This is a genomic window from Sphingomonas oligoaromativorans, assembly GCF_011762195.1.
Taxonomy (GTDB): domain Bacteria; phylum Pseudomonadota; class Alphaproteobacteria; order Sphingomonadales; family Sphingomonadaceae; genus Solisphingomonas; species Solisphingomonas oligoaromativorans.
The window spans coordinates 263841-288587 of record NZ_JAASQK010000001.1 but is presented as its reverse complement, the minus strand read 5'-3'; the positions used below and the strand labels follow the sequence as shown (position 1 = coordinate 288587).

Sequence of the window (24747 nt, the reverse complement as noted above, 5' to 3'; positions counted from 1 at the left end):
CTTCACGCGCCGCGAGTTGGCGGCGGCGCCTCCGGCTGCTAGCGGGGCGCCATGCTGAACGACCTCTCCTCCCCCGCCACGCTCGCCGCCACGCGCCGCTCCGGCAAGCCGCGCGAGATGGTGGCCCCCGGCCCCGACGAGGCGCAACTCCGCCGCATCCTGACGGCCGCGATGCGCGTGCCCGATCATGGCAAGCTGGCGCCGTGGCGCTTCGTGGTGATCGGCGCGGACGAGCGCGAGGCGTTCGCCGCCCTGCTCGAACGCGCCTATCGCGCCGACAAGCCGGAGCCCGGCCGCCTGGAGCTGGAGGCGGTGCAGCAGTTCGCGCATCAGGCGCCCACGCTCGTCGCCGTGCTGTCGACGCCCAAAGCCGAGAGCCACATCCCGCTGTGGGAGCAGGAGCTGTCCGCCGGCGCCGCCTGCACCGCGATGCTCTATGCCGCCCATGCGGAAGGCTTCGTCGGCGGCTGGCTGACGAGCTGGGCGGCCTATTCGGCCGAGGTCGCCGAGGCGCTCGGCCATCCCGGCGCACGGATCGCGGGCTTCATCTTCCTCGGAACGCCCGGCAAGGAGCCCGAAGAGCGGCCTCGTCCCGATTTCGACAGCATTGTCTCGCATTGGAACGGCTGATGGCGCTTGATCCTGCGCTGCTGTGTTAGTACAGCATATCGCCATGGCCCATGACGATCGCCCCGTCTATCTCCGCCTGCGCGATTCGATCGCGGAGGCCATTCTCGAAGGCCGGTATCGCGATGGCGATCCCCTTCCCTCGGTCCGCGCGCTGGCCGCCGAATATGGCGCCAATCCGCTGACTGTCGCCAAGGCCTATCAGAGCTTTCAGGACAATGGCCTCGTCGACGTTCGCCGCGGCATCGGCATGTTCGTCGCCAAGGGCGCCAGCGAGCGCCTGCGCACCGAGGAGCGCACCGTCTTCCTGCGCGACACATGGCCGCGCATCCACGCGCAGATCCGCCGGCTGGACCTCGATCCGGCCGATCTTTTCCGGGAAGATATCGAAACGCCCGCCTGAGCCGGAGGGCCGGCGGAGGGGAGGATGGGGAAACCCCCTCCGCGCGGCAGGCTAACGGGTCAGTTGGCGGCGATCACGATCGGCAGCGCGTTGCCCGCCACCTGATGGCCGGCGCGATCCCGCTCCACGCGGGCGTTCATCCGGTCGGCGTCGCGATGGGCCGCATTGGTCATCCTCTTCAGCGAATCCTCGTCGAGCGCGAAGGCGACCCAGGCCTGGAACGCCCGGTCATGGCCGATGCCGTCGGGCAGCGGATGCAGCGTGGGGATGCGCTTCACCGCCCGCATCGCCGCCCGGTCGAGATCGTGCGACCCGGATGAGGAGAGCACCGCGATCTCGCCCGGCCGGCCGTCATCCGAGCAGCGGAAGCTCACCTTGGCGAGCCCCTGCGCATTGTCGTCCGGCCCCGCCTTGCTCGGATAGGCCAGCTCGCCACTGAGGCTGCGGCCGACACGCTGGGACCATTCGCCCACCGTCTCGTGCTGCGCCTGCACGGTGATGGCGGGGTTGCTGTCGCGGGTCTGGGCTCCATGCGCCCATACAGGCGTGGCCAGAAGCGGCGCGAGCGCCAGCAGGCGCCAGTTGCGCTTGAGCATATCCCTCTCTCCTTTGCGTAGATGCCCGCGACCGGGGATGCGGTGCGCACCCCGCCACGAGCCCCTCCCACGCGACGCAGGTCCGGCATGTCCGGCGCCCTCGTCGCGAGTCATCGGGCAAGGGTCAGCTAGCGCCCGGAGGTAATTTTCCTTAAGGCGGGATCGACGAACAGCACGATCGCTTCCACGAACTGCATCATTCGTGAAATTTCATTGCCGGGATGACATGTCGCCGGGCCGAGCCGGCGTCAGCGGCCCTTCACCACCGCGTCGATCGCCAGAAGCTGGCGCAGCAGCGGCTCCGCCTCGTCGAGCGGCAGCGCGTTCGGCCCATCGGAGAGCGCCGCGTCGGGATCGGGATGCGTCTCCATGAACAGGCCCGAGATGCCCGCCCCCACCGCCGCGCGGGCGAGGACCGGCACGAACTCGCGCTGCCCGCCCGAACGATCGCCCTGCCCGCCCGGAAGCTGCACCGAATGGGTCGCGTCGAACACCACCGGGCAGCCGGTGTCGCGCAGGATGGCGAGGCTGCGCATGTCGGAGACGAGGTTGTTGTAGCCGAACGAGGCCCCGCGTTCGCAGACCATGAACTGATCGTCGGGCACGCCCGCGCGAGTCGCGGCATCGCGCGCCTTCGTGACGACATTGCCCATGTCGCCCGGCGCCATGAACTGCGCCTTCTTGATGTTGACCGGCTTGCCGCTCGTCGCCACCGCCGCGATGAAGTCCGTCTGCCGCGCGAGGAAGGCGGGCGTCTGGAGCACGTCGACCACCTCGGCCACCGGCTTCACCTGATCCGCGTCATGCACGTCGGTGAGCACCGGAAGGCCCGTCTCGGCGCGCACCTTCTCGAGGATGCGCAGCCCTTCTTCCATGCCGAGCCCACGATAGGACGTGCCCGAGCTGCGGTTCGCCTTGTCGAACGAGCTTTTGTAGATCAGCAGGATATCGAGCCGTTCGGCGATGCCCTTCAGCGTCTCGGCGGTCGAGAGCGCGAGCGCCTCGCTTTCGATCACGCAGGGGCCGGCGATCACGAAGAGCCGCTGGTCGAGCCCCACTTCCTGCCCACACAAAAGCATTTGCCGTCGTCCTCTCAGCCGGCCATGGGGAGCCGCTGCAAAAAAGTCGCACGTTCATCGGGAACGGCGCACCGTTGATCTTCGTTTCGGCTCCTGCGACGCGATTGCGGTGGAAGTCAACGCTTGTGACCGTTACGCCCTCGCCTAAGGGAAAACCGGACTCGCAACGTCATAAGAGGTCGGCACTGCATCGACGGCGCCGGGAGGCCATGGGTATGAAGGGGAGTTTGCGTATCATGGAGATGAGCAGGATTGGCGAAAACGCCACGCTCTCTGCCGTCCAGACCGTCCGTATCGAGCAGGAAGCGCTGGCGACCCTCGCCCAGGCGCTCCGCGAGACGGACCTCGGGGAATCTTTCGCCCAGGCGGTGGACACCATCCATGATACCAACGGCCGCGTGATCGTCACCGGCATGGGCAAGAGCGGCATCATCGGCCGCAAGATCGCCGCCACCATGACGTCCACCGGCACCCGCTCGATGTTCATCCATCCGGGCGAGGCGAGCCATGGCGATCTCGGCATGATTACGCCGGACGATATCGTGATGGCGCTCACCTGGTCGGGCGAGACGACCGAACTCGGCGACATCATCGCCTATTGCCGCCGCTTCGGCGTGAAGCTGATCGTCTGCACCTCGCGCGCCGACAGCACCGCCGGCCGCGCCGCCGACATCTGCCTGCCGCTGCCCGCCGTGCGCGAGGCCTGCCCCAACCAGCTCGCGCCCACCTCGTCGACCACCATGCAGGTGGTGCTGGGCGATGCGCTGGCGATCGCCCTCATCGAGAAGCGCGGCTTCTCCAAGTCGGATTTCCACGTCCTCCATCCCGGCGGCCGCCTCGGCGCGCAGCTCACCACGGTGGGCCAGCTCATGGGCACCGGCGAGGCCGTGCCCGTCGTCTCGACCGGCGCGACTCTGATGGACGCCACCTTCGAGATGAGCCGCAAGCGCTATGGCAGCACGGCGGTGGTGAACCAGCAGGGCGAGCTGGTCGGCGCCTTCACCGACGGCGATCTTCGCCGCAGCTTCGCCACCAATCACCTGCACGACGACATCAGCGCGCACATGACGTCCCACCCGCTGGCGGTGCCGCCGACCACGCTTTCGTCCGACGCGCTGCGCATCATGAACGAGAATGCCGTCACCGTGCTGTTCGTGTGCGAGAATGAGCGGCTGGTCGGCGCGATCCACCTGCACGACGTGCTGCGCCACGGGGTCGCCTGAGCCTCTCTTCGGTGTCCCGAACCGACCTGCCCAATCCTGACCTGATCGTCATCCCGGCCCGCTTCGGATCGAAGCGGCTGCCGGGCAAGCCGCTCGTCCCGATCGCGGGGCGGACGCTTCTGGAGCGGGTCGCCCATGTCGCGCGCGAGGCATCGCGGATGGCGGGCGGCATCGACATCCTCGTCGCCACCGACGATCCCCGCATCGAGGCGCACGCCCGCGATCTCGGCTGCGAGGCGGTGATGACGGCGAGCGACATCAGCTCCGGCTCGGGCCGCGCCCATGCCGCGGCACTGAGCCGGGCGGAGCGGCCGGAGATCGTCGTCAACCTTCAGGGCGATGCGCCCTTCATGCCGCCGGAGGTGGTCGCCCGGCTGATCGAGGCGGCGCGCTCCAGCGCCGCCGCCGCCGCCACGCCGGTCACGCGGATGGGCTGGGCCGAGCTCGACCGCCTGCGCGACCATAAGACCCGCGCGCCGTTCAGCGGCACCACCTGCATCCGCGCCGCCGACGGGCGGGCGCTGTGGTTCTCGAAAAACATCATCCCCGCCATCCGCGACGAGGCCGAGCGGCGGAAGCAGTCGCCCGTTTCGCCGGTGTTCCAGCATCTCGGCCTCTACGCCTATCGCTTCGATGCGCTGGAGCGGTTCGAGCAGGCGCCGCCCTCGCATTACGAGCAGATCGAGGGGCTGGAGCAGCTCCGCCTGCTGGAGATGGGGCTCGACATCCTGACCGTCGAGGTCGCCCCGCCGCGCTTCGCCGTCTCGGGGATCGACACGCCGGAGGATGTCGCGCTGGCGGAGACGCTGATCGCCGAGCTGGGCGATCCCTGCGGGGCATGAGCGCCCGCTTCACGATCGTCCGCCACGGCAACACCTTCGCCCCCGGCGAACCCGCGCGCCGCGTCGGCCTGCGGACGGACATTCCCCTGGTCGAGAGCGGCCGCGAGCAGGGCCGCGCGCTGGGGCGCGCCTTCGCCGGCCGGAGCTTCGACCGCATCCTCGCCTCCCCGCTGCTGCGCACCCGCGAGACGGCGGAACTGATCGCCTCCGCCCTCGCCAGCCCGCCCCCCATCGAAACGGCCGACTGGCTGGCGGAGATCGATCACGGTCCCGACGAGAACCAGCCCGAAGCCGCCATCCTCGCCCGTATCGGCGCGGACGCGCTGGCGGCATGGGAGCGCGAGGCGATCGTCCCGCCCGGCTGGGAGATCGACGTCCCCGCCCGCCTCGCCGCGTGGCGACGCCTCTACGACGGGGCGAGCGACGCCATCCTCCTCGTCACCAGCAACGGCGCGGCCCGCTTCGCGCTCACCGCCGATGCGGCGCTCCGCGCGCAGGCGGAAGCCCTCCCGACGCTCAAGCTGCGCACCGGCGCATGGGGCGAAATCGCCGCCACCGACGCGGGGCTCCGCCTCGAAGCCTGGGATCGCCGCCCCTGACCCTCTTGCGCGCGGGCGGCGGCTGGCCGAAAGGGCGCGGATGAACCCGTTGCGCTATCTCCTTTTCCCGTGGTGGCTCGCCGAACTGGCGACCGGCGCCAAGGCGTTCAGCGACAACCCCCTGATCGGTTCGCCCACGCTCAACCGCTGGGGCCTGCATGTCGGGCGCGTGCGCCTCGCCGCCGCGCTGGCGCGGTCGCGGCGGGGGCGGCTGAGCGCTCTCGTCTCGGCCGAGGAGCGCGCCGCCTTCGAGCGCGACGGCTTCGTGATGAAGCGCGATTTCCTGCCGCCGGAGGAGTTCGCCCGCCTGCGCGCGGAGGCGCTCGCCTATAGAGGCCCCGCGCGCGAGATGGTGCAGGGCGACACCATCACCCGCCGGATGGCGCTCGATCCCACCGCGCTGGAGGCGATGCCGCGCGTCCGCGCGCTGGTGCATGGCGCTAAGTGGCGCGGGCTGATGCGCTATGTCGGCAGCTTCGACAGCGAGCCGATCGGCTATATCCAGACCATCCTCAGCCATGTGAACGACCGCGAGCCCGATCCGCAGACCGCGCTCCACGCCGACACCTTCCATGCGACCGTGAAGGCCTTCTACTTCCTCACCGACGTGGCGGAGGACGAGGGGCCGTTCGTCTACGTTCCCGGCTCGCACCGGATGACGCCGCGCCGCCTCGGCTGGGAGAAGGAGCGCAGCATCCGCGCGCGGGACGGGCTGGACCGGCTCTCCTCGCGCGGCTCGCTGCGCATCGGGCAGGAGGAGCTGGCCGGCCTCGGCCTCCCCGCGCCGAAAGCCTTCGCGGTGCCCGCCAACACGCTGGTCGTCGCGGATACCTCCGGCTTCCACGCGCGCGGGCCGTCGGTGCGCCCGTCGATCCGCGTCGAGATCTGGACCTATGGCCGCCGCAATCCCTTCCTGCCGTGGACGGGGCTGGACCTGCTGAGCCTTCCCGGCATCGCCGAGCGGCGCGCCAACTGGATGTGGGCGGCGCGCGATCGTTTCCGCGCATGGCTCGGCCAGCCGTGGCGCGATGCGGGCCTCAAGTCGCCCGCCACCCCCGCGACCCAGGACGCGGGCGGCTGAGCCGGAGCCCGATGCCGAGCTTCCCGCCCCTCCTGCGTTCCCCGCCCTTCCCGCGCGCCGATCCGGCGGAGGCGGCGGTGAGCCGCCGCGTGCCGGGGCCGATGTCCGAGACTTCGCCGGAGCGGATCGACGCGCTGTTCGCGGCCATTCGGGATGCCCGGATCGGCGGCCCGAGCTGGGCCGCGCCCACCGGGTTCGGCCCGGTGACGGCGGTGCTGCGTCCCGCCTCCGCCGTCGAGGCCGAGCGGATGCTGGACGCCCTCACCACCCCCGAGGCGGCCTCGCCGCTGCTGGTGCTGCCGTCCGCCAAATGGGCGCGCCACGCCGCATGGAAGCTGCGCGGGCGAGGTGTCGCCGTGGCGATCGGGGAAGTCGATCCCTGGCCGCTGCTGGCGGGCGGCGCCGTCTGGCACGTCCATGGCGACGACGAGATGGCTGCGCTCGCCTGCATCGCCGGAACGCGCCTCCGCATCCACACGCCCGGACGCTTCGGCGACGACGCCACGCCGCCCGAGGAGCGCGCCCGCCTCGTCGCGCGCGATCTGCTCGGCGCGACCCGCTATCGCAACCCCTTCACCGGCAAGAGCTGCGCCGCCGAAGAGGCGATCGCCCTCCTCGCTTTGTGGCGCGAGACGATCGACGCCAACCACCGCATCGCCGTCGCCGCCGGCATCGCCTGGTGGAAGCGCCGCGAGATCGAGCGCTTCCTCTGGGCGCCGCGCAGGGCGCCGCTGCGCTTCACCACCGCCACCCGCCCCGCGATCGAGGCGGCGAGGGCGGCGGGCGCCGGGATCGCCGTCTGGCCGTCCCGCCTGCCCGAGGGGTTCCGTGAAGAGGCCGCGCGCGAGGGCGTGCCGCTGGTGCGCGTGGAGGACGGCTTCGTCCGCTCGGTGGGGCTGGGCAGCAATCTCTTCCCGCCCTTCTCGGTCGCGGTCGACCGGCGGGGCATCCATTATGATCCATCCCGTGCGAGCGACCTCGAGCATCTGCTTGAAACGGCGGCCTTCCCCGAAGCGCTGATCGAACGGGCGCGATCGCTGGAGGCCTTCATCGTCAAGGCCGGCATCAGCAAATATGGCGGTGCGGCGGCGCACCGCTTCCCCGAGCGCGATGCTGCACGCCGCCTCGTCCTCGTCCCCGGACAGGTGGAGGACGACATGTCCGTCCTGCTCGGCGGCGGCGGGCTGGCGAGCAACCTCACGCTGCTGGAACGGGTCCGCGCGCTGGAGCCGGATGCGGAGATCTGGTTCCGCCCCCACCCGGACGTCGACGCCGGCCACCGGCGCGGCGCGGTGCCCGACGAGGATGCCCTCCGCCATGCGGACCGCGTGGTGCGCGGCGGCGGCATGGCGCAACTCCTCGATCTGGTCGACGGCGTGCATGTGCTGACCTCGCTCACCGGCTTCGAGGCGCTGCTGCGCGGACGGGATGTCACCACGCATGGCGTGCCCTTCTATGCGGGCTGGGGCGTCACCCGCGATCTCGGCGCCGTGCCCGAGCGGCGGACGCGGCGGCTGACGGTCCACGAACTCGTCGCTGGCGTGCTGATCCTCTATCCGCGCTATCTCGATCCGGTCACCTTCCTGCCCTGTCCCGCGGAATTGCTGGTATCGCGACTGGCCGGGCAGGTCCGCCCCAAGGCGACATGGCTCACGACGCTCCGCCGCCTCCAGGGCCGCCTTACGAGCCGCTAGCCCGATTTTGGCGTCATCCTGACGTCACTCCCCTGTTTTCAGCGTGGCCATGATAGGCTAGGGCGCGCCGGGGCCGGAGGGAGTGACGCTTGGATCTAGTTGGTACGGTGATGGGATTGGCGACGATCCCCATGGCCCTGTTGAGCGTCGTCAGCGTTATCAGCGGCGTTGCCCTCCTGCTGTCCGGCGCGTGGATGGTCGTCGTCGGCGGGATCGTGGCCTTCGCCGTCGGCCTGATCGTGGCCGCTCTGCTCGAATTCGTGGTGAAGGGGCTCGACGCCGCCGCGCTCGCGGTGCTGGAACGACGCGGACGGCGCGCGGGGCGCTTGGTCGGCCTGCTGAGCGGCATCCTGCCGATGCTCGTCGTGCTCGGCTGGGAATATCTCTGCCTCACCCGCATCATGGCGACGCAGGCTCGCCCGGAGCTGCTCTGGTTCTGGTCCTATGGCGTGGCGACCGGGCCGTGGACGATCTTCGCCCAATATGTCGGCAGCGATCAGCGGACGAGCTGCGGCATCCGCGCCTATGCGGGGCATCTCGCTTACTGGCTGCTGTCCGCGCTGGTGCTGATCTGCCATGTGCCGCACTGGCTGGCCTTCGCCGCGATGCTCCTGCCCGCCATCCTGCCGATCACCGTCGGCACGCTGCTCGCCACCGCCGATCGCGAAGCGCTGCGGAACGTCAGGATCTGACCATGGCGCGCCTCCCTTCCGCCGGCGCGGCTTGCGGCGCCGGCCGCGTTTCGGTATCCGAAATAATGTTGCTTTTGATGCAATTCGCGCGCCTCATCGGACTTCGAGACCAGATCGCGACCGATAGAGACGCTGCCGTGTCCGCCATGATTGCCGGGGATCACATGATTGGGCAGACCTCCCGTTCCATGATGTGGAGCGCGCATTCGTGAGGCAGCACCCCAGGATACGCCGGACCTTCCTTTTCCTTCAGGGGCCGCACGGCTCCTTCTTCCCCAAGCTCGGCAACGCCATGGAGCTGGCGGGGCATCGCGTGCGCCGGATCAACTTCAACGGCGGCGACCGCGCAACCTGGCCCACCGGCACCGATTTCCGCGGCAAGGAACGGCACTGGCCGGCCTTCTTCGAGCGCTATCTCGCCAAGGAAGCCGTCACCGACCTGATCCTGTTCGGCGACAGCCGCCCCCAGCATATCGAGGCCGTCGCCATCGCGCGCGCCGCCGACGTGCGCATCCACGTCTTCGAGGAAGGCTATATCCGGCCGGACTGGGTGACGCTGGAGCGCGACGGCGTGAACGGCAACTCCACCCTGTCGCGCGATCCGCAATGGTATGTCGAGCAGGCGCGCGGTCTGCCGGCACCGCCGGCGCACGATCCGATCCCCTCCTATGCGACGGCGCGCGGCTGGGCGGCGTTCTTCTATTATGCGGAGGTCGTGCTCCAGCACTGGCGCTTCCCGTTCCACGGCAGCCATCGCTCGCGCAATCCGGTGTGGGAGGGCATCATGTTCCTCCGCCGCTTCTCGATGCACGACGAGGATCGGGCGCGGACGCAGCTCGACCTCCAGAAGCTGGAACGCTCGGACTATTTCCTGTTCCCGCTCCAGTTGAACTCGGATTACCAGATCCGCGTCCACTCGCCGTTCGGCGAGATGCGGCCGGCGATCGAGACGGTGATGCGCAGCTTCGCGGCCCATGCCCCCGCCGACACGATGCTCGCCATCAAGGAGCATCCGCTCGACAGCGGCCTGAAGGACTGGCGGACGGTGGTGGCCGAGATCGCGGGCTCGCTCGGCATCAGCGACCGCGTCGCCTTTCTGGAGCAGGGCGATCTGCTGAAGCTCGTCAACGGCTCGCGCGGCATGGTGACGGTGAACAGCACCAGCGGCACGCTCTCGCTCGCCGCCGGGCGCGCGGTGAAGGTGCTGGGCGATGCGGTGTACGACATCCCCGGCGTGACCGACCAGCAGCCGCTGGACAGCTTCTGGCTGAACCCGGCGGCGCCCGATCCGACGATCTACGACGCGTTCCACCGCGTTCTCGCCAATCGCTGCCTGCTGCACGGCGCCTTCCTCAGCAACGCCGGCATCGACCTGCTCGTCTCGGCCGCCATGGCCCGGCTGACCGAGGCCGGCCCCGTCGATCTGGCCATTCCCGTCGCCCGCCCGCTTCCATGACGACCGCCTCGCGCGATCCGCAGGATCGGCGCACCGTCCCTCCCCTCGCCGATCGGCCCGAGATCCTGCTCGACATCTCGCGGCTGGTCTCGCGCGTGCTGCACAAGACGCCGACCGGCGTGGACCGGGTCGAGCTGGCCTGGGCCGAGGGGCTGCTGAGGGAGGCGCCGGAGCGGCTCTCCTTCTGCCTCGTGCATCCGACCGGCTTCTACGGCCGCATCCCGACGGAGACCGCCCGCGCCTTCCTGAAGGCGACCCGCGCCGCCTGGGCGGGGGAAATCGACATCCCCGCGGGCGGGATCGGGCGGAAGCTCCACGCGCTCGGCGTGCTGTGGCGGATGCGTCCGCGCCGGGTGCCGGCCGGCGGATCGGCGCGCCGCGTGCTGGTGCAAAGCTCGCCGCACCATCTCCATAACGAAGCGCTCGTCCGCGATATCCTGCGGCGGGAACAGGCGCGCTTCGTCTGCCTGATCCACGATCTGATCCCGATCGAATATCCCGAATATGCCCGCCCCGGCGGCGATGCGCTCCATCTGAAGCGGGTGCGGACCATGGCGCGGCTCGCCTCGGCGGCGCTGGGCAATTCGGCGGCCACGCTGCGCTCCTTCGCGCCGCATCTCGCGGCCGAGCGGAGGGAGATTCCGCTCCACGTCGCCCATCTCGGCCTCCACGACGAAAGCCGCCCGGCGCCGCGCCCGCCGGCCGAGCCCTATTTCGTCTGCCTCGGCACCATCGAGGCGCGCAAGAACCATCTGCTGCTGCTCAACATCTGGCGGCAATGGGCCGAGCGGGGCGAGCCCGGATCGATCCCGAAGCTCATCATCATCGGCCGCCGCGGCTGGGAGAATGAGCAGGTGGTCGACATGCTCGATCGCTGCCCCGCGCTGAAAGGCCATGTCGAGGAGATGTCGGCGCTCCCCGACGCGGAGATGCGCGCGATCGTGGCGGGCGCCTGCGCGGTGCTGCTCCCCTCCTTCGCGGAAGGCTTCGGAATGCCGGTGACCGAGGCGCTGGCGCTCGGCACGCCGGTGATATGCAGCGACCTGCCTGCGCTGCGCGAGGCCGGCGGCGACGCGGCGGACTACCTCCATCCTCTGGATGGTATCGGCTGGCACAATGCGTTAATCGAGTATAGCGCTCCGGGATCGGGACGCCGCGCGGCGCAACTCGCGCGGATGCAGGCCTGGATGCCCCCCAGTTGGGAAGAGCATGTGCGGATTATATTGAAGACCGTCGAGGAAATTGCCTGATCTCACGGATCGCCGGCAAGCCTGAGGCGGCTAGAGCGAGGTTCCGGCCATCTGCCGGAGATAGGTTTCGGCGGGATAGGCCATCGCTTCCGCCGGCGCGCGCGCGTTGTGGTCGAGCCGGTTCGCGCCGGCACGCGCATGGAGGATGTGCTGGCGGATGCGCTCGATCAGCCCGAGCGCCGCGGGGCGATATTCCTCCCACATCGCCGCCGGTGACTGCGCGGCCCATTTGCGGGCGTGGGCGCGCATCGCCTCGGCCAGCGCGTTGCACTCGGTGCCCAGCCGCCGCCCGCATTCGACATCGGCGGCGTGGCGGCTCGACAGGAGGGCGTGGAACAGCTCGCGATGCGCGAAAAGCTGATAGGCCGTGAGCGTCCGCGCCATCCGCATCCGATGAGAGTCGAGATGCGCGAAATCCACCGCCGGCGCCGACAATATCTCGATCTCCGCCGAAACCGTGATGGCGATCATCCGTTCGAGATATTCTTCCAGCATGTCCCGCATTGGGGGCGCTCCCGCTGCCTTTGCCGATGCAACCACGGGCGGCCCGTCGAGGTTGCATGGAAAGACGGGACAGGCGGCGAATTTCGACCAAAGTCTTTATCCGCCGTTAGGCATGTTCACCCCGTCGCCAGCGCCGTCCGGCCCGCCCGCTCCCGCCAGCGCATCAGCGCGTAGACCGGCAGCGCCGAGAGCAGGAAGACCAGCCCCCACAGCGCCGGCCCCCGCCCCGCGCCCCAGATCGCCCACAGCGAATAGGCCGCCGCCACCGCCGCCACCCCGCGCAGCAGCAGCGAGGCCGGCATCCCGCCGCGCCGCTGGAGCAAGATCGCCGCCAGCGCGCTGAACAGATAGGCGAAGAGCGATGCCGTGGTGGAGAGCAGCGCGATGAAGGTGAACAGCTCCACCATCGAACGCTGGAAGTTCATCAGCATCGTCGCCGTCAGCACCGCCGCCGAGACGAGATGCGCGCGCACCGCCGTGCCCTGCGCATTGGTCTTGCCCAGCCAGCGCGGGAAGACGCCGCGCCGCGCCATCACGCCCGGCAGCTCGCCCTGGAGCAGCACCCAGCCGTTGAGCGCCCCGAACGCGCTCAGCGCCGCGAAGCCCGCCAGCACCGGGCCGCTATGCGCGCCGGCATGGGCGTCGAGGAAGTCCGCCAGCGGCGCCGGCGAATGGGCGAGCCGATCCGCCGGCATCAGCAGCAGCACCGCCGAACAGAGGCAGAGATAGACGAGCCCGGCAAAGGCCGTCCCGAACAGGGTGGCGCGCGGGATGGTGCGCGGCGCGTCGATCACCTTGTCCGCCGGGACGGTCGCGGATTCGAGGCCGAGCAGCGCCCACAGCGTCAGCGTCGCCGCGCCCGTCACCGCGCCGGGATGGAGGTCCGCCAGCCGCAGCGGCGTGACCGGCGTGGCCCCGCCCGCGAACGCCAGCACCGCGACCAGCAGCACGGCGGCAAGCGGCAGCAGCTTCAGGATCGTCGCGGCAAGCTGCACCCACCCCGCCGAGCGCGCGCCGAGGCAGTTCACCAGCGTCAGCGACCAGATCACGCCGAGGGTCAGCAGCGGCGGCAGGGCATGGACCTGCCCGATCGCGGGGATCAGCACGCTCAGATAGCTCACCCCCGCGACGGCGATGGCCGCGTTGCCCACGACGATCGACAGCCAATAGGTCCAGGCGACGGCGAAGCCCGCCATCGGGCCGAACGCGGCGTGGGTATAGGCATAAGGCCCGCCGGCCTGCGGGAAGGCCTGGGCGAGGCGGGCGAAGACGAAGGCGATGGTGAGCGCGCCGGCGATCGTCACGATCCAGCCGAGCATCGCATTCCATCCGAACGGCGCGAGCGAGGCGGGCAGCATGAACACGCCCGATCCGATCATGTTGCCGACGACGAGCGCGCTGCACATCCAGAAGCCGAGCGACCGCGCCGATCGACTGCCCCGGCCTGCGCCGCCTTCCACCTCGTCCGCCATCGCGCGCCCCCATCGCTGAGGACGCGAGATTGCACATCCGTATCGCAGTCCGTCAACTCAGCGGATAGGGGTGGCTCTCAGCGCGAGCGCCCGCTGCGGGCCGGGGCGACCGCCCCGCGCAGCGCGACGCCGACCAGGAACAGCAGGTCGGCGAAGACGAAGCCCAGCAGCGTCGAGTCCAGCGCGCGGGCGGCTGCCCAGCCGGCGATGCCGAGCAGGGCGATCAGCAACAGCCCGGTCACGACACGGCGGACCAGATCGAAGCAGAGGCCCGCCATGGCCGGAGCCCGCCGGGAGGGGCGGCCGAACGCGGCCGGATCGGCACCGGTGCAACGCGCTACGGCATAGGCGAACTGAACCATGGCGGGCCTCCTGTCAGCACGCCGGAGGGGGGAGCGGCGTGGCTGACGATGTGTTCATACTTCGATCGGACTTTGCGGATCAGCCCGATAGTTTCGACGAAATCGTTCCAGAGTTTCGAACGGCCGATCAGGCCGCGACGACGAGACCGGCATCCGCGATCGACACCAGCCCGGCGAGGAACTGGCCCGTGCAGCGATCCCAGCCATAGCGCCGCCCTTCCGCCACGCAGTCCCGCCGGTCGAGCGGCAACGCCTTGCGGATCGCCGTCTCCAGATCGGGGTCGAGCGCGCCGACGGGCCGCCCCGCGCCGCCCGCCATGCCGGTGCCGTCGCGCCCGACGATGTCGAGCGGCCCCTGCACCGGGAAGGCCGCGACCGGCACGCCGCTCGCCAGCGCCTCGATCATCACGAGGCCGAAGGTGTCGGTGAGGCTCGGGAAGACGAACACGTCCGCCGCCGCATAGGCCGCCGCCAGCCGCCCGCCATGCAGCGCGCCGAGGAAGACCACGTCGGGAAAGCGCTTCTCCAGCATCGCGCGCGCCGGGCCGTCTCCCACCACCACCCTGGTGCCGGGCACGCCGGAGCGCAGGAACGCCTCGATATTCTTCTCCACCGCCACGCGGCCGACCGAAAGCTGGATCGGGCGCGGCAGGTCCGCCAGTTCGGGCAGCGGCGCGAGGCCCGGCGCGAACAGCGTGAGGTCGACGCCGCGCGACCAGCGGTGCGTCTGCGGCAGGCCGCGCGTCGCCAGCTCGTCGGCCAGCGTCCCGGTCGCCGCGAAGATGCGCGCGGCGGGGCCGTGGAAGCGGCGGACGATCGGCCAGAACCAGTCCGCCGGAAGCCGGCTGCGCATCGCCACATAATCGGGGAAGCGCGTGTGGAAGGAGGTGGTGAAGGGCAGCCCCCGATCCATGCACCAGCGCCGCGCCGCCCAGCCCAGCGGGCCTTCGGTGGCGATGTGGATCGCATCCGGCGCGAACGCCCTCAGCCGCGCCGCCACCGCGCGCCCGCTGCCCAGCGCCAGCCGGATCTCCGGGTAGCTCGGGCATGGCAGGGTGGCGAACTGATCGGGCGTGATCGTCTCGATCTCATGCCCCTGCCCGCGCAGCATCGCGACCGTGGTGGTCAGCGTGCGGACGACGCCGTTGACCTGCGGCGCCCAGGCGTCGCTGACCAGCGCGATCCTCATGCGGGCACCGCAGCACCGGTGGAGGGCACCGCGCGGACACCGGAACCGGCGGCGGCCATCGTCTCGGCGCGCACCTTCTCGGCCCAGTCGATGATCTCCATCCGGCCGTCGAAATGCTCGACCAGCGCGGTGCAGCTCTCCACCCAGTCGCCATCGTTATAATAAGTGATCGGGCCGAACTGGCGGATCTCGGCCGAGTGGATGTGCCCGCACACCACCCCGTCCACCCCGCGATCGGCGGCGGCGTGGGCGACCACCTCCTCATATTTGGAGATGAACTGAACGGCGTTCTTGACGCGCTTCTTCAGATGCGCGGCGAGCGACCAGTAAGGCAGGCCGAACATCCGCCGCACCGCGTTCACCAGCGCGTTGGACTTGAGCAGCAGCACATAGGCGCTGTCGCCCAGGAAGGCGAGCCAGCGGGCATAGAGTACGATGGAGTCGAACTGATCGCCGTGCAGCACCAGCAGGCGGCGGCCGTCGGCGGTGGTGTGGATGTCCTCGGGCACCAGCTCGATGCCGCCGAAATCCAGCCCGACGAAATCGCGGAATGCCTCGTCATGGTTGCCCGGCACATAGACGACCCGCGTGCCGCGCTTCACGCGCTTGAGGATGCAGCGCACCACGTCGTTGTGGCGCGGCGGCCAGTACCAGCCTTTGCGGAGCTGCCACCCGTCGACGATGTCGCCGACCAGATAGAGCGTCTCGCACTCGGTGGATTTCAGGAAATCCAGCAGCAGGTCGGCGTTGCAGCCGGCGGTGCCGAGATGCGTGTCCGAAATCCAGATCGTGCGGAACGGCAGGCGCTGCCTGTGCGGATGCTGATCGCGCCTGTCGTTCTCGTGGATCCAGTCGGGCAGCTTGCTGCTCGCACGCGGCGGCACGCGATCATGGCGCGGCGCGGGCGGCGACCGGCGGGCCTCGGCGGGGGTGTCGGGAAGGGTCGCCATGCGCTGGCCTCCGAAATGAAAATCGCGACCGGCGGCGGCATCCCGCCGTCGTCAGGCCCTATAACCCGAAATCAAGACTCCGCCGTTTCCACTTCTTTACGGAATCTTGACTGTAGCCATCCGCCCGAAACCACCCTCCAGACTGTCTCCGAATTGAAACGCGAACATTGCAAAAGCTACGCGGATCAGACGCTTCTTTGTCGCGCATCGAGATCATAGGCGAAGGTCAGGATTCAGGAGGTTGGCGATGGTGCCGCAAATGGAAACCGATCAGGTCGCGAACGCCTATGGGCGGTGGGCGCCGGTCTATGACCTCGTGTTCGGGCCGGTGTTCCGGCAGGGCCGCCGCGCGGCGATCGACGTGGCGGAGCGGATCGGCGGCCGCATCCTCGAAGTGGGCGTGGGCACGGGCATCTCGCTGCCCGGTTATGACAGGGCCAACCGCATCACCGGCGTCGACATCTCCGAGCCGATGCTCGAAAAGGCGCGCCAGCGCGTCCATGCGCTCAAGCTCGGCCATGTCGAGGCGATCGCGGTGATGGACGCCGAGAACATGGATTTCCCCGACAACAGCTTCGACGTGGTGGTGGCGCAATATGTCATCACCTCGGTGCCGAACCCCGAGAAGGCGCTGGACGAGTTCGCCCGCGTCGTGCGGCCGGGCGGCGAGATCGTCATCACCACCCGCGTCGGCGCCGAGCAGGGGCTGCGCGGCAGGATCGAGAAGGCGCTGATGCCGGTGACGAGCCGTTTGGGCTTCCGCACCGAATTCGCCTTCTCCCGCTATTCCGACTGGGCCGGGACGATGCCCGAGATCGAGCTGATCGAGCGCCGCGAGCTGCCGCCGCTCGGCCATTTCTCGCTGGTGCGCTTCCGCAAGACGGCGCTGGCCGCCAACGATTCCATCAACGGGGCCGTCCGGGCGCCCGTCAACGAGGTGGTTCAATGAAGAGCTTCCGCGAACATCTGCACGAGCAGCGCTGGGACGATCATCGCTATTATCATCACAGCCTGGTCAACCAGAGCCTGCACTTCCTCTCCGCCTGCACCTTCCTCACGGCCTATGTGCTGATGTTCAAGGATCCGGCGCTGGCGAGCCTGCTGGCCTGGACGGTCGCGATGACCAGCCGCCAGATCGGCCACTTCTTCTTCGAGCCCAAGGGCTATGACGTCGCGAACGACGCCAGCCACGCCTACAAGGAAGACGTGAAGGTCGGCTACAATCTCGCGCGCAAATGGGTGTTCATGACGATCTGGGCGCTGGTTCCGGTGGCGCTCTGGGTGAACCCGACGCTGTTCGGCCTGTTCGACAGGCCGGCGGGCGCGATGGAGTGGCTGCGCCATCTCGGCCTGGTGTGGCTGGCGCTGGGCGCCGGCGGGCTCGTCTTCCGCGTCGTGCAGCTCTTCTTCGTGCGCGACGTGCAGACCGGCCTCGTGTGGGGCGCCAAGATCCTCACCGACCCGTTCAACGACTTCAAGCTCTATCGCAAGGCGCCGGGCCGCCTGATGCGCGGCGAGCGTCTCGATAACTGGGCGACCGCCGAGGCGAATTGAGCTTCGGGTGACGTCCGGGGCGCTCCGGTCCGTGCCGGAGCGCCCCTTTCTTTTACTTCGCCCGGCGGGCCGCCCACATTTCCTTGAGGATCGAGCGGCGGATCATCCTGTTGGTGACGGCCGGATCGTTCCACCACCAGCCGTCCGCCTGCATCGCCTTCGCCGCCTTCACGAAGCGCTCCACCACCTCGGCGAAGTCCGCATCCGTGTAGTTCAGGCTGAAGATCAGGCGGCCGGTGCCGACCCAGCTCAGCGCCAGCCCCTCGGCCCGGAGATAATATTGCAGCATCCAGTTGTAGCGCGACGGCTGCGTATAGCCGACCGTCCAGATCGACGAGAGGTTGCTGACGCTGACCGGAACGCCCGCCTCCGCGAGCTTGGCGTTGAGCAGCGCCGCGCGGCCGTTCCAGAGATCGTCCGCGCCTTCGTAGAGCGCCCGGCCCTCGTCGGTGTCGAGCGCGCGGAGGAAGGCGTTCATCGCGCCCATCACATAGGGATGCGAATTGAAGGTGCCGCGCGCGAAGCAGATGTCGACGGGCCTGTCGTCGCGGTATCGCTTCATCAGCGCCGCCCGCCCGCACAGCACGCCGACGGGAAGCCCGCCGCCCAGCGTCTTGCCATAGGTCACCATGTCGGGCTGGACGCCGAAATATTCGGCCGACCCGCCCTTGGCGAGGCGGAAGCCCACGAACACATCGTCGAAGATCAGCACGATGCCGTTCGCCCGGCACGTCTCGGCCAGTCTCTCCAGCCACGCCGCGTAAGCCGCCTTGTCGAAGCCCGCCCTGCGGCTGCTGTCGACCAGCGCGGAGTCCGACGGCGCGCCGCTGTTCGGGTGGAGCGCCTGAAGCGGGTTCACCAGCACGCAGGCGATGTTCTTGCGGGTCGCGAGCACCTTCAGCGACGTCTCGCTCATGTCGGCGAGCGTATAGGTATAATCGGCGGGCGTGGGGTTGCCGACGCCCGGCTGCACGTCGCCCCACCAGCCATGATAGGCGCCGCAGAAGCGCACCACATGGCTGCGCTTCGTATGGTAGCGCGCCAGCCGCACCGCCTGCATCACGGCCTCGGTGCCGGACATGTGGAAGCTCATCTCGTCCATCTTCGAGATGGCCTTGAGGCGCGCCACATTGTCCACGACGACCGGGTGATAGGCGCCCAGCACCGGCCCCAGCTCCGCCACCTGCGCCGCGCCCTCCGCGATCATGCGCTTATAGGCATCGAAGCCCATCAGGTTGACGCCATAGGAGCCGGCGAGATCGTAGAAGCGGTTGCCGTCGAGATCGGTGACGGTCACGCCGTCGGAGGAGGCGAGGAAGCTCCCCGCCGAGAGATTCTCGCGCACGAGGCGGCTGAACTGGAACGGCACGCGATAGCTGCCGGTGAACTGGAGATCGGAGAGACCCGTCGCGGCCTCCCTGGTCAGCGCCGCCGTCCTGGCGAAGCGCTCCCTGTAGAGCGCGGAGAGACGCTGGAACCCCGCCCGACGCAGCCGCACCACCTCGTCCGGCGCGGCATCGGCGCGGAAGAAGCGCTGCTCGTCATAGCTCCACGCCGGGATCAGCCCCGCCACCCGGCGCGACATGCGCGCATGGCCCGCCAGCGAGCGATGCTTCGCGCGGGACAGCATGAGCCGCGCCCGGCCCTTGGCGGCGGCGGCGGCGGCAACGGCCAGCGCGCCCGCGCCCCACAGGGCGAGAGGCTGCGCGGCGACGGCGGTGAGATTGGCTTCCATGCCCAATGACAGGCACGAAAAACGGTGACGGCATCATGACATTGCGCAGCGCACTCGCCCGCATCGGCGGCAACGAGGATCTGAACTTCCTGCTGACCAACCGCATTCCGCGGCGTTTCACCACCAGGCTGATGGGCCGCATCGCGCCGATCGAGCAGCCGCTGATCCGCAAAGCCTCGCTGGCGCTCTGGCAACTCTTCTGCGACGTCGATCTGAGCGACGCCGCCGACAGCCGCTTCAGAAGCCTCCACCACGCCTTCACCCGCGCGCTGAAGCCGGGATCGCGCGTGCCCGATCCCGATCCTCAGGTGCTGGCCAGCCCTTCGGATGCGATCGTCGGCGCGTGCGGCCGGGTCGAGGACGGCAAGCTCGTCCAGGTGAAGGGCATGGACTATGCGCTGGCCGATCTGCTCGGCGACGAGACGCTGGGCGCGCCCTATCGCGACGGCATGTTCGTCACGCTGCGGCTGACGGCGGCGATGTACCACCGCTTCCACGCGCCCCACGACCTGACCGTGGAGGAGGTGCGCTACATCTCCGGCGACACATGGAACGTGAACCCGATCGCCCTGAAGCGCGTCGAGCGCCTGTTCTGCCGCAACGAACGCGCACCGATCCGGGTGCGGCTGGAGCGCGGGGGGCACGAGATGCTGCTGGTCCCGGTGGCGGCGATCCTCGTGGCGGGCATCCGCTTCACCTTTGCCGACGTGGGGCCGCATATCCGCGAGGGCGGCACGCGCGCCATTCCCCTCCCCGGCCCGGTGCGGATGCGGAAGGGCGAGGAGATGGGCTGGTTCGAGCATGGCTCCACCATCATCCTCTTCGCGCCGGACGGCTTCACGCTGGCGGACGGGATCGAGACGGGTGTCCAGATTCGGGCCGGGCAAGCTTTGATGCGGCTCCCCTCTTGACATTTTGAACCATATGGGTTATTCAATGGCGCGTCTTCATCACCCGAGGCCAGGGCGGATGAAGGCGAGGTCCGGGTTGCGGCGTTCTTCGCATCGTCGCCCGGATCGGCCGGCGCGGAGCCATCCGGTAGTCAGCCGAAGCTTCGCACCCTCGCTGTCGATGATAGCGCCGCCCAGCCACCTTCGACGGGCGGGCTGGTCGACAGCCCCCAGACCGGACGCGATCTGACACATCGCGAGACTTCCTGAAAGTCGTCCGGCACCGGATGCCCGTGGCAAGGACGCGCCGGCCGTTTCCTTCTGATCGTTGACGGCGGGAGAACTGCGCCCGCATTTCCTACAGGAACCTCCCCTCCCTAAAAGGGAGGGGTCGGGGGTGGGTTGTCCTCCGTATCGCGACCCGGCAGTCTCCAGCCATGCCCCGCGTCGCTCCCGACATGACATCCAAGGCCCGCGCCTTGCGGACCGGCGCGACGGCGGAGGAACGCCTGCTATGGGCACGGCTCCGCCATATCCGCCCGCGCTTTACGCGACAGTTGCCCCTTGGAGGCTATATCGTCGACTTCGCCTGCCGCACCGCCAGGATCGCGGTGGAACTGGACGGCAGCCAGCATCTCGATTCCATCGCTTATGATGCGCAGCGAACGGCATTCCTCGAAAGCCTGGGCTGGCGAGTGCTGCGCTTCTGGAACAGCGATGTGCGTGCCAATCCCGATGGTGTGGCGGAGGCGATTGCTTTGGCCGTCGATCTCCGCCTTGGGCGAACCCACCCCCCACCCCTCCCTTTCAGGGAGGGGAGTTAACCGCCGGAACCGCCTTCACCACCTCGCCGCCCTTGATGACGCCTTTCACGTCCTCCAGCAGGCGGATGTTCTTCAGCGGATCGCCGGCCACCGCGATCATGTCGCCATAATGGCCGGGGCTGAGCGCGCCGATGTCCCTCTCGCGCCGCATCAGTTGCGCGGAGACCACCGTCGCCGCCTGGATCGCCTGCATCGGCGTCATCCCATAACGCACCATATAGGCGAACTGCCGCCCGCCGAGGCCGTAGCGATAGACGCCCGCGTCCGTGCCGAAGCTCAGCTTCACGCCCGCCTTCACCGCTTTCGCGAAGCCCTGTCGCTGCTCCTCGGTCGTCTCGCGGTTCTTGCGGAGATATTCCTCCGGCATCCCGAGCTTCGCGCCCTCTTCCGCGATCCAGTCGCCGTCATAGATGTCCATGTCGAGCCAGACGCCCGCCTTCTTCGCCATGGCGATGCCCTCGTCATCGATCAGCGAGGCATGTTCGACCGAGCGCACCCCCGCCCGGATCGCCGCCTTGATCCCCTCCGTGCCATGGGCATGGGCGATGCAATAGCTGCCGTGGAGCTTCGCCTCGTCGCAGGCGGCCTTCATCTCCTCGGGCGTGAGTTCCAGCGCGCCGGGCGTACTGCCCACCGCCAGCACCGCGCCGGTGGCGATCATCTTGATGAAGTCCGCCCCGTGCGCGAACAGGAAGTCCACCTTCTCGCGCGCCTCGTCGGCGTTGCGGACATATCCGTACTGGAAATCCTCCGGGATCTTCACGTCCGGCGAGAAACCGGTCACCGCGCCGCCACCGCCGGGAATGGTGATATATGCCCCCGCCACGATCATGCGCGGCCCCTCGACCACGCCCTTCTCGATCGCATCGCGCAGCGCCACGTCGGTGAGGCCGCGATAGACGCCGACATCACGCACGCTGGTGAAGCCGGCGTCCAGTTCCACCTTCGCCATCGCCGCGCCGCGCAGCACGCTCTCCGCCGCGGTGGAGCGCAAGGGCGCGATCGGGTCGCCCTGATCGAAGCCGTCGGCGATGTGGGTGTGGCAGTCGAGCAACCCCGGCAGCACCGTATAGGCCGACCAGTCGACCAGCGTGCCGTCGGCCGGCGCCCCCTTCCACGGGCCGATCGCCGTCACCCGCCCGTCGACCACCGTCACCATCTGGTCGGCGAGCACGCGCCCCTGCTCGGGATCGATCAGATGGCCGGCATGGACATGCACCGTCGCGGCCCGCGCCGTACCGGCCGCGACGAACAGCGTCGCGGCCAGGAGAAGGGCTTTTCGCACCGCCCGGCTCAGAATTTCTGGCCGAAGCGGATGCCGAACTGCTGCGGCTTGACCGGATAGATGCGGGCATAAGGCCCGCAATAGATCGGCGAGCAGACGGTGTTGCGGCTGAGCTGGCCGCGTTTGTCGAAGGCGTTCTGCACGAAGACTTCGAAGCTCATGTTCCGAAGCTTGCCGCCCAGCGAGAAGTCGAACGTCGTGAAGGACGGCGTGTCGCCCAGCAGCGTGCCCTCGACCACGCCCAGATAGCTGCGCGTGCTGCTTTGATAGAGCATACTGCCCTGCACGAAGGCGTTCACGTCGCCCACCTGCCGGTCGTAGCGCGCCGTCAGCGTGCCCTTGAACTTCGGCTGGATCGGCAGGCGCGTGCCCTTGGGGGCGGCGACATCCCCATCGGCGACGGAACAGCTTGTCAGCGGGTTCAGCGTCACCGGATCAACCTGACAGAAATTCCTGGTGAGCTTCGCGTCGTTATACGCGCCCGAGCCCGAGAAGGTGAGATGGCCGAGCGCGAGGTTGAAATCCGCCTCCACGCCATACACCCGCGCGTCGCCCGCATTGTAGATGTTGGTCACCCCCACCGAGCCGACCGGCGCCAGCGCATATTGGAGCTTGTTCCACGTCTCGTAATAGAAGGCGCCGTTCAGCGTCAGCTTGCGGTCGAACCAGCGCGTCTTCCAGCCGATCTCGTAATTGTCGAGCGTATCGGCGTCGTAGGGATTGATGCCGAGGCGGCGATTGTTGCCGCCGGGGCGGAAGCCGGTCGAGTAGGTGGCGTAGACCATCCGGTCCGGGTCCACCTGCCAGGTGAGCGTCACCTTGTGGGTCTCGCCCGCCTCGTCGACCTTCTTGTTGATATTGTCGCATGGGCGATCCGTCCCCGTGGTCGGCCGGCAGAGCGCGTTGCCGGCGTCGTCCGTCTTGGTGATGTCGCTCTGGAAGCCGGAGAAGCCGGTCAGCGTGTTGCGCGCCATGAAGCCGCGGATGCCGGCGGTCAGCGTCAGGTTCGGCAGGATGTCGAACGCCGCCTGCCCGAACATCGCATAGTCGCGGTCGACGATGTGCGTGCGCGTCAGGAAGATGTCGTCGCCCCACACCGCCGGCGTATCCGGGATCGAGCCCAGCCCCGGAATATCGTAATGCGCCGTGTTCTGGTTGGCCTGCCGCTGGTAGAACATACCCGCCGTCAGCCGGACGCGCTCGTCCGCCGGGGAGCTGATCCGCAATTCGTGCGTCTGCTTGCTGATCTTCTGGTGGACGTGGAAGACCTGCGTCGGATCGAGCGGCGATCCGTCGGCGTTCTGGAAATAGGTGTAGCCGGGAATCTGGTCGTAGGCGACCGTGTAATAGCTGTAATCCTGCACCGTATCGAGCGAACGCTGGAGATAGCCGCCCGAATAGAGCACATCCCAGTTGGAGAGCTTGCCGGTGATCGTCAGCGCCGCCTGATACCATTTGTCGAGCGTGTGCTCGGGCGTGAAGTCATGCACCTCCAGATCGCCCGCCTTGGGATCGTAGAGGAAGCTGCCCTTGGTCTTCTGGTGCTGGGCGATGATCGTCGGCGTCGCCGTCCAGTCGTCGCTGAGATCGATGCCGAGTGCGGCGCGGCCGCCATAGGTGTCGACCGGGTTGAAGTTCTTCTTGACGAACCTGTCGTTGTTGATCGTCAGCGGGCTGTCGATCGGCGGCCCGTCCGGGTCGGCCGGATTGGTGTGCGGCCGCTGATAGGTGCGGGTGCCCGGCGTGTTGTCGATATAGCCGCCGTCATGCTCGTAGAAGCCGACGAGGCGGATCGCCGCCCGCTCGCTGATCGGCAGGTTGACGAAGCCCTCCGCCGTGCCGCCGGCATTGCCCTTGCCGAACTTCGTGCCGGTGAGATCATAGCCCGCCGAGAATTTGGACGGATCGGGCTTGTTGGTGATGATGCGCAGCGTGCCGGAGAGCGAACTCGCGCCGTAAAGCGTGCCCTGCGGGCCGGACAGCGCCTCGACGCGGGCGATGTCGTAGACATGGACGTCGAGCAGAGCGCCGATCGTGGTGACCGGGATTTCGTCGAGATAGACGCCCGACGTCGGCAGCGCGCCGCCCGGAAGCCCGTCGCCGCCCGACGAGATGCCGCGGAAGAAAAGCTGCGACTGGCCGGGGCCGAACGACTGGAAGCTGACGCTCGGCAACTGCTTGGCATAATCGTCGAACGCCTGGACCTGGTGCTGCTCCAGCGTCGCGGCGCCCAGCGCCTGGATCGAGATGGGGACTTTCTGGAGGCTTTCCGCGCGCTTCTGCGCGGTGACGATGATCTCGCCGGGCAGCGGGGTGCCCGTATCGGCGACGGCGACCTGCGTGGGCGGGCTCTGTTGAGCAAGCACAGGCGCCGCGGCGAGCAGCGAAGACGAACCGAGCAACAGTGGCACGACATGTCGCAATGCCGTGCGACGAACAG

The 24747-nt window shown here is 68.9% G+C and carries 25 protein-coding genes; 15 read left to right on the top strand and 10 right to left on the bottom strand.

Annotated elements, in window-relative coordinates:
• The first annotated feature begins 51 nt into the window (after positions 1 to 51).
• Together FHS98_RS01460 and FHS98_RS01455 are read left to right on the top strand one after the other, a co-directional pair.
• A complete protein-coding gene (locus tag FHS98_RS01460) occupies positions 52 to 630 on the top strand; it encodes a nitroreductase family protein (protein WP_167098733.1) in 579 nt (192 codons plus the stop codon).
• Between the two features lie 43 nt (positions 631 to 673).
• Positions 674 to 1030: a GntR family transcriptional regulator gene (locus tag FHS98_RS01455; protein ID WP_167098730.1), complete on the top strand. Its 357-nt coding sequence runs from the start codon at positions 674 to 676 to the stop codon at positions 1028 to 1030.
• A 59-nt stretch (positions 1031 to 1089) separates the two neighbouring features.
• On the opposite strand, the gene FHS98_RS01450 is transcribed toward FHS98_RS01455, so the two are convergent.
• Positions 1090 to 1626: a TonB family protein gene (locus FHS98_RS01450; RefSeq protein ID WP_167098728.1), complete on the bottom strand. Its 537-nt coding sequence runs from the start codon at positions 1624 to 1626 to the stop codon at positions 1090 to 1092.
• 248 nt (positions 1627 to 1874) lie between these two features.
• The gene (gene kdsA, locus FHS98_RS01445) at positions 1875 to 2705 is read right to left on the bottom strand and encodes a 3-deoxy-8-phosphooctulonate synthase (protein WP_167098725.1); all 831 of its coding nucleotides are present in this window, start codon (positions 2703 to 2705) and stop codon (positions 1875 to 1877) included.
• A gap of 236 nt (positions 2706 to 2941) precedes the next feature.
• Between kdsA and FHS98_RS01440 the strand changes: the two genes are divergently transcribed.
• The 9 genes from FHS98_RS01440 (at position 2942) to FHS98_RS01405 (ending at position 11542) form a co-directional block, all read left to right on the top strand.
• A complete protein-coding gene (locus tag FHS98_RS01440; RefSeq protein ID WP_167098722.1) occupies positions 2942 to 3928 on the top strand; it encodes a KpsF/GutQ family sugar-phosphate isomerase in 987 nt (328 codons plus the stop codon).
• A gap of 11 nt (positions 3929 to 3939) precedes the next feature.
• On the top strand, positions 3940 to 4770 hold the full coding sequence (locus tag FHS98_RS01435; protein WP_341786007.1) for a 3-deoxy-manno-octulosonate cytidylyltransferase: 831 nt from the start codon (positions 3940 to 3942) through the stop codon (positions 4768 to 4770).
• Entirely contained in the window at positions 4767 to 5369 is a 603-nt protein-coding gene (locus tag FHS98_RS01430) for a histidine phosphatase family protein (RefSeq protein WP_167098718.1), read from the top strand. The genes FHS98_RS01435 and FHS98_RS01430 overlap by 4 nt, the downstream gene beginning before the upstream one ends.
• Positions 5370 to 5409: 40 nt before the next feature.
• Positions 5410 to 6450, top strand: a complete 1041-nt coding sequence (locus FHS98_RS01425) for a phytanoyl-CoA dioxygenase family protein (protein ID WP_167098715.1) — start codon at positions 5410 to 5412, stop codon at positions 6448 to 6450.
• A gap of 11 nt (positions 6451 to 6461) precedes the next feature.
• Complete coding sequence (locus tag FHS98_RS01420) at positions 6462 to 8144, top strand: capsular polysaccharide export protein, LipB/KpsS family (protein WP_167098712.1); 1683 nt, start codon at positions 6462 to 6464, stop codon at positions 8142 to 8144.
• Between the two features lie 89 nt (positions 8145 to 8233).
• Complete coding sequence (locus tag FHS98_RS01415) at positions 8234 to 8836, top strand: hypothetical protein (protein ID WP_167098709.1); 603 nt, start codon at positions 8234 to 8236, stop codon at positions 8834 to 8836.
• Between the two features lie 2 nt (positions 8837 to 8838).
• Positions 8839 to 9048: a hypothetical protein gene (locus FHS98_RS18635; protein ID WP_208401903.1), complete on the top strand. Its 210-nt coding sequence runs from the start codon at positions 8839 to 8841 to the stop codon at positions 9046 to 9048.
• Complete coding sequence (locus tag FHS98_RS01410; RefSeq protein ID WP_341786006.1) at positions 9045 to 10292, top strand: capsule biosynthesis protein; 1248 nt, start codon at positions 9045 to 9047, stop codon at positions 10290 to 10292. Before FHS98_RS18635 ends, FHS98_RS01410 begins: the two co-directional genes overlap by 4 nt.
• Complete coding sequence (locus tag FHS98_RS01405) at positions 10289 to 11542, top strand: glycosyltransferase family 4 protein (protein WP_167098706.1); 1254 nt, start codon at positions 10289 to 10291, stop codon at positions 11540 to 11542. Before FHS98_RS01410 ends, FHS98_RS01405 begins: the two co-directional genes overlap by 4 nt.
• Positions 11543 to 11572: 30 nt before the next feature.
• Here the strand turns inward: FHS98_RS01405 and FHS98_RS01400 are convergent, their stop codons facing one another.
• The 5 genes from FHS98_RS01400 to FHS98_RS01380 form a co-directional block, all read right to left on the bottom strand.
• Positions 11573 to 12046: a hypothetical protein gene (locus tag FHS98_RS01400; RefSeq protein WP_167098703.1), complete on the bottom strand. Its 474-nt coding sequence runs from the start codon at positions 12044 to 12046 to the stop codon at positions 11573 to 11575.
• A gap of 116 nt (positions 12047 to 12162) precedes the next feature.
• Positions 12163 to 13518 (bottom strand): amino acid permease, encoded by a 1356-nt coding sequence (locus tag FHS98_RS01395; protein ID WP_167098700.1) that lies wholly within the window; start codon positions 13516 to 13518, stop codon positions 12163 to 12165.
• A gap of 77 nt (positions 13519 to 13595) precedes the next feature.
• Positions 13596 to 13880 (bottom strand): hypothetical protein, encoded by a 285-nt coding sequence (locus FHS98_RS01390; protein ID WP_167098697.1) that lies wholly within the window; start codon positions 13878 to 13880, stop codon positions 13596 to 13598.
• A gap of 127 nt (positions 13881 to 14007) precedes the next feature.
• Complete coding sequence (locus tag FHS98_RS01385; RefSeq protein ID WP_167098694.1) at positions 14008 to 15069, bottom strand: glycosyltransferase family 4 protein; 1062 nt, start codon at positions 15067 to 15069, stop codon at positions 14008 to 14010.
• Positions 15066 to 16019 carry a UDP-2,3-diacylglucosamine diphosphatase gene (locus FHS98_RS01380; RefSeq protein ID WP_167098692.1) on the bottom strand — a complete coding sequence of 318 codons (954 nt, stop codon included), beginning with the start codon at positions 16017 to 16019 and terminating at the stop codon, positions 15066 to 15068. The genes FHS98_RS01385 and FHS98_RS01380 overlap by 4 nt, the downstream gene beginning before the upstream one ends.
• A gap of 259 nt (positions 16020 to 16278) precedes the next feature.
• Here FHS98_RS01380 and FHS98_RS01375 point away from each other — a divergent pair, with 259 nt between their 5' ends.
• Both FHS98_RS01375 and FHS98_RS01370 read left to right on the top strand, forming a co-directional pair.
• Positions 16279 to 16968, top strand: coding sequence for a class I SAM-dependent methyltransferase (locus FHS98_RS01375; RefSeq protein WP_243847802.1), 690 nt, complete (start codon positions 16279 to 16281; stop codon positions 16966 to 16968).
• Positions 16965 to 17573, top strand: coding sequence for a hypothetical protein (locus FHS98_RS01370; protein ID WP_167098686.1), 609 nt, complete (start codon positions 16965 to 16967; stop codon positions 17571 to 17573). The genes FHS98_RS01375 and FHS98_RS01370 overlap by 4 nt, the downstream gene beginning before the upstream one ends.
• A 52-nt stretch (positions 17574 to 17625) precedes the next feature.
• On the opposite strand, the gene FHS98_RS01365 is transcribed toward FHS98_RS01370, so the two are convergent.
• A complete protein-coding gene (locus FHS98_RS01365) occupies positions 17626 to 19308 on the bottom strand; it encodes an aminotransferase class III-fold pyridoxal phosphate-dependent enzyme (RefSeq protein ID WP_167098683.1) in 1683 nt (560 codons plus the stop codon).
• Between the two features lie 35 nt (positions 19309 to 19343).
• On the opposite strand from FHS98_RS01365, the gene asd reads away from it, so the two are divergent.
• Positions 19344 to 20219 (top strand): archaetidylserine decarboxylase, encoded by an 876-nt coding sequence (gene asd, locus FHS98_RS01360; RefSeq protein ID WP_167098680.1) that lies wholly within the window; start codon positions 19344 to 19346, stop codon positions 20217 to 20219.
• Positions 20220 to 20635: 416 nt separating this feature from the next.
• Complete coding sequence (locus tag FHS98_RS01355; RefSeq protein WP_167098677.1) at positions 20636 to 21022, top strand: endonuclease domain-containing protein; 387 nt, start codon at positions 20636 to 20638, stop codon at positions 21020 to 21022.
• Here the strand turns inward: FHS98_RS01355 and FHS98_RS01350 are convergent.
• Positions 21006 to 22307 carry a Xaa-Pro dipeptidase gene (locus tag FHS98_RS01350; RefSeq protein WP_341786005.1) on the bottom strand — a complete coding sequence of 434 codons (1302 nt, stop codon included), beginning with the start codon at positions 22305 to 22307 and terminating at the stop codon, positions 21006 to 21008. The two genes, FHS98_RS01355 and FHS98_RS01350, sit on opposite strands and share 17 nt — an antisense overlap.
• A gap of 8 nt (positions 22308 to 22315) precedes the next feature.
• Complete coding sequence (locus FHS98_RS01345; protein ID WP_341786003.1) at positions 22316 to 24718, bottom strand: TonB-dependent receptor; 2403 nt, start codon at positions 24716 to 24718, stop codon at positions 22316 to 22318.
• Between the last annotated feature and the right edge of the window lie 29 nt (positions 24719 to 24747).

What these genes read in the sequence shown, in the direction of transcription:
- FHS98_RS01355 (WP_167098677.1), top strand. Translation starts at nt 20,636, where the DNA reads ATGCCCCGCGTCGCTCCCGACATGACATCCAAGGCCCGCGCCTTGCGG.
- FHS98_RS01440 (WP_167098722.1), top strand. Translation starts at nt 2,942, where the DNA reads ATGGAGATGAGCAGGATTGGCGAAAACGCCACGCTCTCTGCCGTCCAG.
- FHS98_RS01420 (WP_167098712.1), top strand. Translation starts at nt 6,462, where the DNA reads ATGCCGAGCTTCCCGCCCCTCCTGCGTTCCCCGCCCTTCCCGCGCGCC.
- FHS98_RS01400 (WP_167098703.1), bottom strand. Translation starts at nt 12,046, where the DNA reads ATGCGGGACATGCTGGAAGAATATCTCGAACGGATGATCGCCATCACG.
- FHS98_RS01425 (WP_167098715.1), top strand. Translation starts at nt 5,410, where the DNA reads ATGAACCCGTTGCGCTATCTCCTTTTCCCGTGGTGGCTCGCCGAACTG.
- FHS98_RS01455 (WP_167098730.1), top strand. Translation starts at nt 674, where the DNA reads ATGGCCCATGACGATCGCCCCGTCTATCTCCGCCTGCGCGATTCGATC.
- FHS98_RS01385 (WP_167098694.1), bottom strand. Translation starts at nt 15,069, where the DNA reads ATGAGGATCGCGCTGGTCAGCGACGCCTGGGCGCCGCAGGTCAACGGC.
- asd (WP_167098680.1), top strand. Translation starts at nt 19,344, where the DNA reads ATGACATTGCGCAGCGCACTCGCCCGCATCGGCGGCAACGAGGATCTG.
- FHS98_RS01365 (WP_167098683.1), bottom strand. Translation starts at nt 19,308, where the DNA reads ATGGAAGCCAATCTCACCGCCGTCGCCGCGCAGCCTCTCGCCCTGTGG.
- kdsA (WP_167098725.1), bottom strand. Translation starts at nt 2,705, where the DNA reads ATGCTTTTGTGTGGGCAGGAAGTGGGGCTCGACCAGCGGCTCTTCGTG.
- FHS98_RS01370 (WP_167098686.1), top strand. Translation starts at nt 16,965, where the DNA reads ATGAAGAGCTTCCGCGAACATCTGCACGAGCAGCGCTGGGACGATCAT.
- FHS98_RS01390 (WP_167098697.1), bottom strand. Translation starts at nt 13,880, where the DNA reads ATGGTTCAGTTCGCCTATGCCGTAGCGCGTTGCACCGGTGCCGATCCG.
- FHS98_RS01380 (WP_167098692.1), bottom strand. Translation starts at nt 16,019, where the DNA reads ATGGCGACCCTTCCCGACACCCCCGCCGAGGCCCGCCGGTCGCCGCCC.
- FHS98_RS01405 (WP_167098706.1), top strand. Translation starts at nt 10,289, where the DNA reads ATGACGACCGCCTCGCGCGATCCGCAGGATCGGCGCACCGTCCCTCCC.
- FHS98_RS01395 (WP_167098700.1), bottom strand. Translation starts at nt 13,518, where the DNA reads ATGGCGGACGAGGTGGAAGGCGGCGCAGGCCGGGGCAGTCGATCGGCG.
- FHS98_RS01450 (WP_167098728.1), bottom strand. Translation starts at nt 1,626, where the DNA reads ATGCTCAAGCGCAACTGGCGCCTGCTGGCGCTCGCGCCGCTTCTGGCC.
- FHS98_RS18635 (WP_208401903.1), top strand. Translation starts at nt 8,839, where the DNA reads ATGGCGCGCCTCCCTTCCGCCGGCGCGGCTTGCGGCGCCGGCCGCGTT.
- FHS98_RS01430 (WP_167098718.1), top strand. Translation starts at nt 4,767, where the DNA reads ATGAGCGCCCGCTTCACGATCGTCCGCCACGGCAACACCTTCGCCCCC.
- FHS98_RS01460 (WP_167098733.1), top strand. Translation starts at nt 52, where the DNA reads ATGCTGAACGACCTCTCCTCCCCCGCCACGCTCGCCGCCACGCGCCGC.
- FHS98_RS01375 (WP_243847802.1), top strand. Translation starts at nt 16,279, where the DNA reads ATGGAAACCGATCAGGTCGCGAACGCCTATGGGCGGTGGGCGCCGGTC.